General features: G+C 42.8%; 10 protein-coding genes. 3 read left to right on the top strand and 7 right to left on the bottom strand.

Features of this window, described 5'->3' with window-relative positions:
• Nucleotides 1-74: 74 nt before the first annotated feature.
• Nucleotides 75-869, bottom strand: coding sequence for a Nif3-like dinuclear metal center hexameric protein (locus G9G54_RS16720; protein ID WP_165178914.1), 795 nt, complete (start codon nucleotides 867-869; stop codon nucleotides 75-77).
• A 121-nt stretch (nucleotides 870-990) separates the two neighbouring features.
• Nucleotides 991-1,557, bottom strand: a complete 567-nt coding sequence (locus tag G9G54_RS16715) for a 5' nucleotidase, NT5C type (RefSeq protein WP_165178913.1) — start codon at nucleotides 1,555-1,557, stop codon at nucleotides 991-993.
• A 496-nt stretch (nucleotides 1,558-2,053) separates the two neighbouring features.
• On the opposite strand from G9G54_RS16715, the gene G9G54_RS16710 reads away from it, so the two are divergent.
• Entirely contained in the window at nucleotides 2,054-3,037 is a 984-nt protein-coding gene (locus tag G9G54_RS16710; protein ID WP_165178912.1) for a glycoside hydrolase family 5 protein, read from the top strand.
• 95 nt (nucleotides 3,038-3,132) lie between these two features.
• Here G9G54_RS16710 and G9G54_RS16705 read toward each other — a convergent pair whose 3' ends face one another.
• The 3 genes from G9G54_RS16705 to G9G54_RS16695 are packed head-to-tail and all read right to left on the bottom strand — an operon-like array spanning nucleotide 3,133 to nucleotide 10,147.
• Entirely contained in the window at nucleotides 3,133-5,490 is a 2,358-nt protein-coding gene (locus G9G54_RS16705; RefSeq protein WP_165178911.1) for a beta-galactosidase, read from the bottom strand.
• A 21-nt stretch (nucleotides 5,491-5,511) separates the two neighbouring features.
• Nucleotides 5,512-6,798: a cellulase-like family protein gene (locus G9G54_RS16700; RefSeq protein WP_165178910.1), complete on the bottom strand. Its 1,287-nt coding sequence runs from the start codon at nucleotides 6,796-6,798 to the stop codon at nucleotides 5,512-5,514.
• Nucleotides 6,791-10,147: a DUF5107 domain-containing protein gene (locus G9G54_RS16695; protein ID WP_165178909.1), complete on the bottom strand. Its 3,357-nt coding sequence runs from the start codon at nucleotides 10,145-10,147 to the stop codon at nucleotides 6,791-6,793. The genes G9G54_RS16700 and G9G54_RS16695 overlap by 8 nt, the downstream gene beginning before the upstream one ends.
• Before the next feature lie 136 nt (nucleotides 10,148-10,283).
• Between G9G54_RS16695 and G9G54_RS16690 the strand changes: the two genes are divergently transcribed.
• Together G9G54_RS16690 and G9G54_RS16685 are read left to right on the top strand one after the other, a co-directional pair.
• Nucleotides 10,284-11,165 carry an AraC family transcriptional regulator gene (locus tag G9G54_RS16690; protein WP_165178908.1) on the top strand — a complete coding sequence of 294 codons (882 nt, stop codon included), beginning with the start codon at nucleotides 10,284-10,286 and terminating at the stop codon, nucleotides 11,163-11,165.
• Between the two features lie 115 nt (nucleotides 11,166-11,280).
• Nucleotides 11,281-12,255 carry a bile acid:sodium symporter family protein gene (locus G9G54_RS16685; protein ID WP_165178907.1) on the top strand — a complete coding sequence of 325 codons (975 nt, stop codon included), beginning with the start codon at nucleotides 11,281-11,283 and terminating at the stop codon, nucleotides 12,253-12,255.
• Between the two features lie 160 nt (nucleotides 12,256-12,415).
• On the opposite strand, the gene G9G54_RS16680 is transcribed toward G9G54_RS16685, so the two are convergent.
• A complete protein-coding gene (locus tag G9G54_RS16680; RefSeq protein ID WP_025719952.1) occupies nucleotides 12,416-12,841 on the bottom strand; it encodes a MarR family winged helix-turn-helix transcriptional regulator in 426 nt (141 codons plus the stop codon).
• A 430-nt stretch (nucleotides 12,842-13,271) separates the two neighbouring features.
• Nucleotides 13,272-14,108: a hypothetical protein gene (locus tag G9G54_RS16675; protein WP_029514302.1), complete on the bottom strand. Its 837-nt coding sequence runs from the start codon at nucleotides 14,106-14,108 to the stop codon at nucleotides 13,272-13,274.
• Nucleotides 14,109-14,152: the final 44 nt, after the last annotated feature.

Raw genomic sequence — 14,152 nt, 5'->3', positions numbered from 1 at the left:
TGCCTCCATTTCATAAAGTGGATGAACGGATATAACAGCAGTGCTGGATGACCATCACAAAAGACGTGTTCTCATTACAATATTTGAAACACCGGGCGATCTTCAATAAAGTGTACGGGGAGCATTGGAAATTGGGCGGAAAGTACATCTGCGAGATACTTCATCCCAGGTGCTTCACTTTCAGCATGTCCCAGCATGATCAGTGCTTTACTTTGACCTTGATAGACAGCATCTTTCACATATTCTGGTGTTTCCCATTCTGGGCCTTCACCGGCAATGGCTAAATCTACATTTTCATTTAGAAATAATGGAATGGCTAGATCACCGCCTCCCCTGTATCCTACTGAGATTCCCACTCGTTCACATGGCATGGAAACCTCACCAGCCACCCGTACATAACGAATATGTAGTTTGGCTTTGATATATTCAGCGATCTCCTTAACTTCCATAGCCGGAATAGCCAAAATGGCGGCCGTCGGCTGCTGTTTCACAATGTAGTTGTGCCAGCCAAGCGCCTGAAGTAGCCCAACCATCACTCCATCCGGTTGATAACGATGTATGGTGTCATGAAACCGATAAATGCCTATACCTGCATCGGCAATGAGGCGAGATTTTTGCAAAAAAACAGGATCATGTAGTAAACATTCATGCATCCTCTGGTGACTATAAAAGATGCCTTCATGCGTAATGATAAAATTTGCACCTAGAGAAATAGCTTGTTCTATCACATACTGCGAAGCTGAGAAAGCGGTTACAATTCCGTGTACCTCAGTATCTATAAATCCTGGTTCCAGCAGATCTACGCTGGTGTTGGGTATGCTTATTCCCTTGGTCAGATGATTCACAATCTGACCCATAGTCATGGTCATACACGTTTCCTCCTCATGGATAAGGTATATCAATTGTACCATTTTATTTCAATTATAAGTGCTATTCTTTCTAGCAAAACAGCCAGTTCCAAAGGAGCCAGCTGTTTTACGAATGGTTCTATTATCTATACAGAACCCCTAAAATGGAGTCGATTCGTTCTTTTGCCCCTTGCCAGGATGTCATGACGGGGAACTCATATTGCTCTCTTGCTCTCAGATTCCATGGATGAGGAATGCAAAGCACCTTTTTCCCCGCCTCTAGCGCAGGCACTAAATTATGAGGACCATCATCAATCAGGAGATCATAGGTAATCAGGTTTTTTCGTTTACATGGGAAAAAGTTCTCAATCGGAATGAATGGCATATGTCTTTGAAGCCAGTTCCATTTCTCTACGACGGTCTTGGGTTCTGCCGCTGTCACAATAATGACATCAAAAGCATTGCAAAGCTTTTCCATTTCTTCTACAACATACTCGTCAAATAGTTCAAGTTCCTCAAACAAACCCGGTCGTCCATAAAATACATCAAGCGTGCTCTTTGGATGACGTAGATGATCGGTGTTCCAATCTAACATTTCTTCATACCGAAGCGGATGAGTGGGAAATTCACTATTGTTATGGTATATGGCTCGTTTGACGAGATGACAGATGGTATCGTCCATATCGACTGCAATGATTGGTTTTCTCATCAGCTTGCCCCTATTCACTCTGGTAAAATTTTTCATAAGAATATCATACTATAATTTAATATCGTGGTGAAGCTTAGGTATTGCTTCCGATAGATCTCACCTTTGTTCAAGATAATCAGCCAAGCAGAACGTTAGGTTTATCTAGATAATCTAGGCACACTAAAGAAAAACTAGTTAGGTTATTTTTATCTTAAAAAAACTAAATTACAAATAAGTATCGAAGGAATACACCTTAATATAAGCAACGAGCACAATAAAATCATAGAAAAATCACACATAAATAAGTAATCTATGTATCTGCATTTCAAAAGCAAAAAAATAGCTAAAAAAATCAATTGCATAACAAAAACACAAATGATAGAATAACAAAAAATAACTATCACCAAAAATGAAAGCGTTTTATATTGTGTTTAGCTTACTGCTGTATACATACTTACATACCTACTTCATCTCTATATAGCAGGAAGTTGAATAATATATTTAGGGAGGTAAAAAAATGAAGGTATTGTTAAGAAAAGCATTATTGTCTGGACTCGTCGGTGTGCTTATCATGATTGGTTTAGGGGGATTCTTCTCCAAGGCACAAGCTGCTTCAGGATTTTATGTAAGCGGTACCAAATTGTATGATTCTACAGGCAAGCCGTTTGTTATGAGAGGCGTCAATCATGCTCACAGTTGGTACAAAAACGATCTTTATACAGCTATCCCGGCAATTGCCCAGACAGGTGCTAATACCGTCCGAATTGTCCTTTCTAACGGAAACCAGTACACCAAGGATGACATTAATTCCGTGAAAAATATGATCTCTCTCGTCACGAGTTACAAAATGATTGCTGTGCTTGAAGTTCATGACGCTACGGGCAAAGACGACTACGCGTCTTTGGATGCAGCTGTGAACTACTGGATTAGCATAAAAGATGCTCTGATCGGCAAGGAAGATCGGGTTATCGTAAACATTGCGAACGAATGGTATGGTTCTTGGAATGGAAGTGGTTGGGCTGATGGATACAAGCAAGCGATTCCCAAGTTGAGAAACGCAGGTATCAAAAATACGCTTATCGTCGATTGTGCCGGATGGGGACAATATCCTCAGTCTATCAATGACTTTGGTAAATCTGTATTTGCAGCTGATTCTTTGATAAATACGGTATTCTCCATCCATATGTATGAGTTCGCGGGTAAAGATGCTCAAACTGTTCGAACCAATATTGATAACGTTCTGAATCAAGGACTTCCGCTGATTATTGGTGAATTTGGCGGTTACCATCAAGGAGCAGATGTCGACGAGACAGAAATCATGAGATACGGACAATCCAAAGGGATAGGCTGGTTAGCCTGGTCCTGGTATGGTAATAGTTCCAACCTTTCCTACCTTGATCTTGTAACAGGACCTAATGGCAATCTGACGGATTGGGGAAAAACTGTAGTTAACGGAAGCAACGGGATCAAACAAACATCGAAAAAAGCCGGTATCTACTAAAAACACATTAAGAAAATAAAAAAGACTCATGTATTCACTGGCTGATTATTTTATGTAGATTATTCTGGAAAAGAATCACCATATAACCTTCTGGGTTATATGGTGATTTTGATTTCATATACAGGCACAAGGCTAACCGAACCAATATCTACGATACGTTCCTTTGTCGTCTCTTTCCAGCCCGCCATAGTCGTATTGCTGTTGAGAACCTTCCCCTTTCGAATGGGGGAAATATATACGTACAACCCTTGCTCGATGAGCCGATGTTCCAATGCTTTCAAACCTATTTCCCAGGTCGTATGGTTACAGAAATTATCATTGATCAGTTCGCCATCGATAAAAGCATAACCGATATCTCCAGTATAATCGATACGCAGCAGAGCTTCCTTGATTCCATGAAACGCATCTGTTTCGAAATCAATAGTAAATTTATCTTTATTTACCCTTTTCAAATTGAACTGGATTTCTTTCTTAGGAGCCTTTAAACGATACGTTTTGAATAATTCACTTTCTGTTATTTCAAGCAGCTCTCCACCGGAAATAGATGTGAATGAGGCGTCAAAATCCGGGAATACACTCAGGGTTACCATTTCTTGGCCCGTTGATTCCAGCCTTAGATCGCCCTCAGATACAAGTAGATTGGCATTTGTCAGCATCACTCTGTCGCGGCCTTGCATGTTCACCTTCCAAAATGTAAGACTTCGCTCATCAGTCATCGTGTAGATCTTAACTTTTTTGCCGCTTTCAGATACCAGGTGAATGAAACTATCCTCCTGTTCAGCAACCTTAATGATCGTGTTCCCATCGAATTGCTCTATCGAACCTTTGTCGATTGTGGCACTGATCATGCCTTTTGACTCCATTGCATACGTTCCTTTCATGCCCTCTGGTACAAAGAAAAAATAATATACTTCTCCATCTTCTTCTATCCTTGTTATCAGCTGTGCCGTAGCATATTTAAGCATTATTCCATCTAAATTGAAGTTAAATGGCAATATGGCAAAACTATCACGTCCTAACGTTAGTTCACCTTGACTAGGGATTACAATCGTTTCCTCGGGCAGCTCAATGCTCACATTAAAATCGCACAGGTCGTCATTTTCGACATGGTCTTGGAAATTATTTAGAAATAGGTACCCCGATCCGGCACTGGATCGCACTGCATATCGTAAGGTATCCACATCATAAGGGTCCATCTGGGACGTATCCCCTGGCAGAATAGTCTTTGTTAGAGAGAATTGCTTTTGGAACGTTAAAAAAAAGTAATGCTGCAGCTTTGTTCTTTGGTATGACTCTCTTACTTGACCGAATTCGCCGATCATGGCGTTGAAATCATAGGATATTTTGGGTGTGGCTAGATCATTTGTATATGGGTTAACCTGACCTCGAGGATTGGAACCCCCATGATACATGTAGTATCCGATCAGGTTACAGCCTTCTGCAACCTTCATGACAGTCATCGCTGGAACACTACGGTAGGGAAAGGCGAACCGATATTTATAAAACTGAACCATGCCGCCACCCATTTCACAGCAAGCGTACGGATAGTCTTCAGGGGCATATTGAGGCTCAAAATTGTAGCTCTTTGGAATCTTGTTATTATGCTTGTCTCGGAAAATGTATTCCGGTGTCGCAGGATGCTCGTCCATCCCTTCCAAACGCCCCTCTTCGTAGTAGATCCATGGCCAATAGGCATACCCGCCCCATAATGGCAGCATATCAGGGACAGGAGTTGTTGCTCCTCCCCATCCTGTGCACGTATAGATCGGAGTATCAATCCCCGCTTCCAGAGCTATTTCTTTAAGTTTTAACATATGCGAGTTACCGTCACTTCCGCTGTTTAACCACATATCATTAATTCCTAAAGTCAATGCCCACTGGGCAGATGAATGATGATGTTCGTTTTCGATTTGGGTACCGATAATCGGCCCCCCTTCCTTATATAGCAGCCCTTTAACCTGGGCACCGATCTCGTTATATAATCTTCTCGTGTAGAACAGATACCCCTCATCATTAGAACGAATCTCAAATGGTCGACCAAATAACCAATCCGGCATACCGCCGTTTCGAATTTCCCCATGATTGAAGGGGCCGATCCGAATGATGGAGTATACGTGATGTTTGCCGCACAACTCGATGAAACGACGAAGATTCTTGTTCCCACTCCAATTAAAAATACCTTCAACTTCTTCATGTAGGTTCCAAAAAATATAAGTGGCAATGATGTTTACGCCGCCCATTTTTATTTTAATAATTTCGTCTTCCCAATAGCGTTCATCATAACGGGCATAATGGAATTCACCACAAATACCGAAAAAGGGCTCTCCGTCCTTCTCCATAAAATAGTTGGTGAATCCGATTTCCTCTCCTTTTGGATTGGTGCCGCCAAGTTTGATATGTCCTTTAACAATATGCTTTTGATCGTCTTTGACCGTAACTCGATAGGTTCTCATAAATTTCACTCCCCTCACTCGTTAATCTGAATTCAGGATAAATTGATTCCACTTGCGCTGCCAAGCGATATCATTCCAGAATGGATGATGGGGAGCACAGTTAGAGCAGAGGGTCATTCCCCAGAACCCAAGTGCCATTCCTTTTCGCAACACATATTCAGCGATAAATTTACCGACCGGGCCTTCTTCAAATTGGGCATACAGCGGCGTGTAGCCTACATAACCTTCTCCTATGACAATTGGAATGCCGGAATGACGTGTCCATTCATGAATCTCTTCCAATCGGGAATCGGCCTTCTGCAACATGGCAATTTTATGGTCTCCATACCGATCGTACAAAAATAAATCCCATTGATCGGGATCTACCCAGTCGTGCAAATAAATAAGCCTCATGCCGACTGGATTGCCTTCCATCCGCCAATTCTCCTCCAGAGGCAGGGTCCACTCTGCAAATGGAGGAGCGTCTTCTCTTAATAGGGATTGTACGAATGGATTGGGGAACGGCGCCAACTCATCATAAAGCCCTGCCGCTTCCATAAGCTCATTGAGCACTCCTTTAATATAAAGATGAAAATGGGCAACCTGCATATTGCGCGCGACGTAAGCTTTAGGGTAGGCTTCATTTAACGTATAACTGGCGGTCATCATGATATCGGGATGACATTGGCGGAGATATCCAACTGCTTCTTCTACGTAGGGCTGCATGGCTTCAATAAGCGCTGGTACATTTGTTTCGGCTATGCCTTCAGACGTTCCGACGGCGTTTAACTGCCCAAATTCCACTTCGTTATGCAGCTCTGTATAGATAATCTGGTTCCTATAACCTTCTGCTGTGACGAAACGGATCAACTGATCCATTGATTTTGCAATGGCCATGAATCTCTCCTTAGGGGGAATTGCAGCTAATTCATCTCTAAGCCCAGCATGAGCCAGAAAGCTGGGACTCTGCTGATATTCCCAAGAGGATAACATAATGTAACAGTTATGAGCCTTAGCTTGTTTAAACAGTTCAAGTAAATGAGCATGCCCGTCCAGCACTGCGCCGCCACGACAGTTATACCAACGCGTACGCTGGCCTACTTCCCCAAGGTTAGCAAACTCCAAGGGGCCGGGGCGTTTGCCATCCGCTGTAAACAACATGAATGGCATAGCACATATTCGGATCGTATTGTACCCTCTTTCGACTGCTTCTTTAAAACGGGCTTCAAGATCGCTGTAGGGCTCACCTTCCTGTGTCATTGTATACCAGGAGAAGTCCCACATGGTGATCGTCAATTTGCGCGGTAACTTTCTCACGAGATTATTCATTTGATTTCCCCTCCCAGTCCCAGTCCATATGGTTCAATGCTCCTTGATGGTTAGCTTCCAGCTTAAGCACCGATTCAAAATACAAGATAGCTTCGTCCTGTCGCCCTAATCCAAGCAAACCAAGTGCTTTCATATAAGTACAATGAACCTGATTACGAATATTCAGGTCATCTTCAAAGATGAGAAAGTCGGGTAACGAGACCGCGAAATAATCCATTTTCACGGGTTCAAATAAGTGTCTTTCGGCGTAATCAATGAGCTTGTTGAATCGACGCATGCCTTCCTTCGCATAGCCAAGTTTCTGCCAGGCCAATCCTTGGTAAAATATCATATCCGGCTGCTGATCGTTATAATACATGGCGTTAATGGGTTCCCCCAGTCCTTGAGAGGCCGTGGAAAAGGCCTGCCTTGCCTCATCTGTTAATTTCAATAGCTCATACGCACAGCCCAAATAATAGTAAATATCGTTATCTTGGGAACCCTCTAGCTTACCTTCGCCAAGATTCTCTGGATACACTAAAGCCTCCCGCAGCCCTTTTACAGCCTGTTCAATCCGTCCAGACCTCAGGTCGGACTTGGCAAGCTCTACCTTGGCAAGCCTATACTGTCCAGTTACCTTCCCCTCTCCGCCTTCCCATGGATGAAATATTCTCCCTGTCAGCAAGGACAACGCTACCTTATGCTGCTTCAGCGTATTGTGAACGGTTACATATTCCAAAAACAGATCATCGCGAAGCTTTATGATTCCCGGATAACTCTCCATTAGGTTCAATCTGTCGTTGGGCTTGATGTTCAGCTTCTTATACAGCTGGTCAAGCTCATAAAGAACACGCGCGTCTGAAGTATTGCACGTAAAGGCCTGCTCTAACGAATGGCGAGCCTTCTCTACTTGGCCTTGTTTGTTAAAATATCCAAGAGCAAGATTACGGTGAACAACGGGGTAAGTATCGTCAATGGAACGAGACGTTTCCCAGCTGGAAATGGCATCCAGATGCCGTTTCTTATCATAGAGTAAATTACCTAAGTAATAATGCGCCTTTCCATCCCCCGGTCTCGTTCGAATTGCAAATTGTAACACATCCAATTCAAACAGACTGTTAGGAAAGCAGTAGTCGGGTACTGCATCTGCGGCCTGGGCGAGAGCATTGTTCACCTGCTCATGCTTGCCGATTTTAGCATAGCAGAAGGCCTGAACGTAATACAGCATAGGGTATGTTTGTGCCTGCTCTGGAGCTTCTTCCAGCACACATACTGCATCCTCATAGAGTCCCGCCGCCGCGTAGTCCGATGCTACCGCTAGATAATTATGCACATCTCCACGCATCCATTTTTCCAGCTCTTCGAGGACCGTTTTAGCATCATCTCGTAACTCGAGAGCCTCTAATGATAATGCTTGCTCACGGTAAGCTCCAAAATCGGCGATATCGAGCTTCATCGTTTCCTTGGAGAAGGCTATTGCCGCTTCGTAGCTGCCGAGCTTACGAAGAATAGCCGACTTCAGGTTGCGTGCTTTGTAATTGTGAGCATTGCGGATGATTGAACGCTCCACGAGCTCCAATGCTTCTTCATAGTTCCCTTGTTCTGTCGCAATCTGTGCCAGTGAGAAATATCCGCTGTCTTGCCATGCCGCACTCCATGCTGATTTATAAAATGCAGCGAACGCCTCATCCAACCGCTCTTGGTGTTTTAGCGACAAACCAAGCTGGTAGTAGGCCTCACCGTCATAGGGATTAGAGTTACGCCAGGTTACCCGCGAGATGGCTTTACAAAAGCACTCTTCACTTTCTGAATACAACCCTCTACGAAGAAGCAACGTACCATATGCCACATTTATGCGGCTGTCATTTTTATCTCTTTTCAGGCCCTCAAGATAGTACGCCTCGGGTTCAAAGGTAGCATGACGGTATTGCTCCAAGTGTTGTCCTGCTAAATACAATTCTTCGTTCGTTCTTAATTCCTCCGGTTCTGGCAGGGGGGCTGCGGCAGCCGGCATCTGTTCAACGTCCTTTTTTTTCGGCTGGTAGCTAATCAGCTCCCTTCCGGTCGCGTCTTTGACGGTTAAGCATAGTTCATAATCCCCATCCTCAGCCAAAATAACTGTCTTCTGTATAAAGGCCTTATTAGGTGTCAGATCTAAGGTTTCTTTAATATAAACTTTCCGCTGACTACTTAATTCCACAACAGCCTCACGAAATGAGGAAGTTACATAGACTCCAATCTGTGCTGTCCCTTCCCTGCAATTTAATTCCAGATTAACGGCTACGTCAATTGAAGCGTTTTTGACCATACCAATATGTTTGTAAGGCATAAAATACTGCGAGAATGATTTTTCTTCATACGGCTGAAGCCAAGTGAAATCTGGTTGGTTATCGGTATATACCCCCGTCATCAACTCGATGTAGGGACCATCTTCGTCTGTTAGATTCCGGTCCCATGCCTGGCCGAATTCGCCATTTCCCCATGTCCATTGCTTTTTTCCAGGAGAGATGTGATGGTTGGCCACATGCAAAAGCCCAGCTTGTTTCATATGATCGTAACCACCTATGAAATTGTAATCCGATTTATAGGCCATATATGAAGTGGGGACAGGAATATTTTTGTATCGGGAGATGTCTACACCTTCAGAATAATCCATTTTATAATAAGTGCCTGTAGCGATCGGGAAACGGGATACATCTCGCTTTCCATGGTCGAACACAGCTGATACGTCTGGAGGAAAAACGGATTGTGTGTGCTCATGTACCGCTACGGCTGGATTGGCCCACCATAGAAACGTTTGAGGCTCGGCAGTCCGGTTGTATAGCTGGGCCTCAACTTTAAGGTATGCTTTATCCGGTTGTAGTGTAAAACCAGCTGTTACTTTCGTGCCGAACATACGATCAATTTCGCTCACCCATACCGTTGCGCTTCCGTCGTCATGTTCTTCCAACTTGTATTCAACGGGTCCATAAGTGTTGGGACGGTGATGCTGCGGCCAGTTGAACTCAATCCCTCCAGATATCCACGGCCCCAATAAGCCCACAAGCGCTGGTTTGATGACCCTGTTATAATATACAAAATCGTAACCGTTGGTCTTGTCGACCGCACGATAAATGCGGCCTCCCAGCTCAGGCATGATCTCAATGCGCAAATACTTATTTTCCAGAAAAACCATTTGGTAATTTTCAAGTTTCTTCTCATCCTCAATTTTATCAATTACTGGATGCGGGTACACTCGACCAGAGCTTCCCTGGTAGACACGTTTCTCCAGAAACATTGGATTTTTGTCGGGTTTGCCAATTCCATACGTAGGGATCTGCACGGTTTCCTCCCACACGCGTGCCTTAGCATCGAAAATGCTCAATTCCATCACTCCCTCATAGTCGCCCTTATATTCAGAGCTTACAAGTAAGCGACATTACAGACAATTGACAATCCACTGTTTATGATGGATTATATACGTATTTCATCATTAGAGCCGCTTACGGCTGGGAGATGGATAGATTATGAATAAGAAAGCTGATGGATTTGAGGGTGAAAAGTTATATGTCCTTCCACCCTATATGCTGGATAAATTAAATATGAATCCGCTTACAAGAAATCTATATATTACGGACATAGGCTGCTTCAGCCATGCCCGCCATCATTTTCGTGAAAGAATGCACGGTTGTGACTCTCATATATTCATCTACTGTGCCAGCGGAAAAGGTTGGATACGAACAAAGGATGGCCTAACGATTGACATGGCGGAGCGAAGCTTTGCGTACATTCCTAGGGACATGCCGCATGCTTATGGGGCTGACGATGGAGATCCTTGGACGATTTACTGGTTTCATCTTAAAGGGGACCAAGTGGATGACTTTATGGCATTATTTGAGCCTTTTAAAACGTATGTTTCGATGGCCGCCAGTGATGAAGTCAAACTACTGGAGCTATTTCATCAGTGTTACGACCTTTTACTGAACAAGTCATACTCCATTATACATTTAGTCCAAGTATCGCAAACTGTCCGTTATCTGCTGAGTTTTGTTGTATCCGTTGCATTTCGCAAGGAAGACAGTACGTACCAGAGTCATGTGGATAAAGCAACACGCTATATGAGTGAACAATTGGAATCCACCGTTTCACTTGAGGAGCTTAGTCGGCATGTTCAGGTATCCAAGCAGCATCTGAACTTGATATTCAAACAATCCACCGGCTACTCTCCTGTCGATTACTATTTAAGAATGAAGATACAGAGGGCCAGTCAGCTTTTGGATTTAACGAATGCTTCTATTAAAGAAATTAGCATACAACTCGGTTTTAGGGACCCTTACTACTTTTCCAGGCTATTCAAAAAAATAATGGGCTGCTCTCCTTTGAAATACCGAAATAATTTGAAGGGTTGATCTATGTTCATCAGGAGCGTTCAAATTTGCTTCTATCGGGCTGCCGCAAGGTCACAGATCATTTACGAATCGGGGGTGCAAGGTCTATACTTAAGGTTAAAAAAGGAAGTTTTGTATGCTCCTCACGTTGAATCGTAGACTAAATGCAGCTATGCCGCTAATTACACCAATCAGCATTCTAATTGGCGTCCTAATCGGTACGCCGTTGTCAGAATATACCGAACTCTCTCCCTGGCTGTTTGCATTCATGACCTTCGCGGGCAGCATCAGTATGGGGTTTAAGGATTTTGTCCATGTGATAAAGCATCCTGGTCCACTGATCGCCTGTCTGTTTATTCTTCACCTGGCTATGCCGCTTCTTGCCATGATGCTGGGGCATCTGGCTTTCAGTAATGATCCTTATACGATCACTGGACTTATTCTTGGTGCGGCTATCCCTACGGGCATTTCCAGCTTCGTGTGGGTCAACATCTATAAAGGCAACACGGCGCTGACATTGGCGATCATTTTAATTGATACGATTTTGGCCCCATTTGCCGTTCCGGGCATCATGTCCCTGCTGATCGGAGCGGATGTGCAGCTCGATACCTGGGCGATGATGCAGAGCCTATTCTGGATGATTGTCGTTCCTTCGCTAATCGGCATGGTGTTGAACGAATGGACTAAAGGGAAGATCAAACAGGTATGGGGACCTCGGCTGGGACCGTTCTCCAAGCTGGCTATGGCTCTTGTCGTAATGATTAACGGATCTGTCATCGCGCCTTATCTGGTCGATTTTAATCTCAAGCTTGTCGGAGTATGCATATCCATAGTCGTCCTTGCTTCCACTGGATATGCAATCGGCTATCTGATATCAGGACTGATGCGGTGGAATAATGCAGACCGTACGGCGCTTGTCTTTAACGGCGGCATGCGCAATATTAGCGCAGGAGCCGTGCTTGCCATCACCTATTTCCCGGCCCCGGTAGCACTGCCTGTTGTACTCGGGATGATTTTCCAGCAATCCACGGCATCTCTGGTCGGATTTCTGCTAAGTCGTCGCGACCGCGGCAACGCCAAGGAAAAGCGCAATACGGCCTCAGTTTCTTAAGCAAAGGGGGCTGGCGGCGGTTCCAGACGATAAAACTCCTCCTTATGAGGAGGAGTTTCGGAAGGGCGTTTCTATACGTACATGGTTGGAAGCCTGATTGAAACATGCATGCACAATCATGTAAATGTTCACTTTCCAATCATAACATTTCTATCAAAGTCTAAAACAGCTTTTGCGTAAGATTTTGAAATTGTGACTTCACTCCATCTTTCTGAAGTTCTGATTGTAACACCTGATTAAAGGTTTGAAGTGCACGCTGGAATTTATTTTCACCTAATTCCGTAATCCGAGTATACACACCTCGCCGATCATCCTCGCATGTATGTCTTTGTAAAGCCCCGCAGTTTTTGGCTTCCATTCTCACTACGAGTCTCGATGTCGCACTTTGACTTAATCCCACCAATTCTTGAAGTTGCTGCAGTCGTAATTTTTTTTCCTCGGAATTCGATATAAAACCCAAAACGTAAAACTCCTTCAAGGATAAATCATAATTTTGTAGCAGAGCTTGTTCTAACTTATCATTTAAAGTGGAATGGATGTGAGACAAAGACAACCATACATCCAAAAGTTCGTTTTCATGTTGCAAGTTTAGACCACACCATTCTATATTGAAGTATCTCCACTTAGTTTAACCTATTGTATCAAGCTTAATTAGAATGGTCAAAATCCATACAATATTTTAAATATTACAATCCGTCACCACAAAAATGCGAGAAAGCGAAGATAGCAAAAAAAACAGGTCAATCATGGTGGTATCTGACCAAAATCAACCTGTTGAATGTAACGACATTGCTTTATTTAGATTATACTTTTCAAGTATTATTGTGCGTACAAACGAATTGAAGAAATCTTATACGGGTATTACACGAGTTAAGTGTGTTATTGGTTGAATGACAGGTTCATTCGAAATTGGTATTTACCACAAAACCAGCATCTTCTAAATAAGGTAGGCTAAGTCCGCTTAACCCTAGGAACATATCATCAAGTGGTTAGGTAAAATTATTTCATATAATTTTCTACATTGGCAAAGTAAAGATTACTTCAAGTGGATCTTTACCTTCGAAAAAGTCTTCATACAATTTTCTGACTTCCATCGAATCTAATTCTTCTCCTTGCATATTAATTAACCTATCCAACTCTTCTAAAATACTTATTTCCTTTGATGACAACACCTTTGACTTAATAAGCATGTCTTTCATATTAGGAAGTAACCCTCTTGGCCAGCAATCCTCATACACACCTCTGTATGAATCATATAAGAAAGTGATCTGACTTATTCCCGCATATTTCCGAACGTGTGGATGCACTAATAATAAAAATTGAGCAACAATTCCAGAACGCTGGCTTAAATAATAGGCCTCTTGTACTTCCTTCATCAAGTAAGATTTGGATTCTACAGAATTAGCAAGATAATTGATGTACATTCTTGAGAGTACGCTTATTAAGTGCTCTTTCTCTAAATTCTCCTCCAACTTCTTAATTATTTCTTTTTCAGTAATTCCCGCTTGTATGAACCCTATTAAACAAGCTGACATCCCTTTCACATTAACAGCTTTTTCAGCTATACATAACATATATTTATCAAAGATTTCCTTGAGGTAGTTTTCACTAAATGTGTAAATGTCTAAACATTCAATGATCGTTTCTATTAGTGAAGCTTGATCATACTTATCTTCTATACGCGGGAGTAGATCTATCATATATTCAACAAATTCTTCTCCGTAATACTCAAGCAAGCTAGGATTATATTTTATTTTTTCGAGTAGAGCAAAAAACGTTTGATATTCTTTTGTATCATTATTTTGTGTTAGATATCTGAACATCTCATTAATATATTTAACTTTCTCATCCACCAAACTTTCTCCCCTTCTATTGTTAATGTTACTTAATTTAACTT

The sequence above is a fragment of the Paenibacillus sp. EKM212P genome (genome assembly GCF_011066115.1).
Taxonomy (GTDB): Bacteria; Bacillota; Bacilli; order Paenibacillales; family Paenibacillaceae; genus Paenibacillus; species Paenibacillus polymyxa_B.
This window is presented reverse-complemented; position numbering and strand designations above follow the sequence as displayed.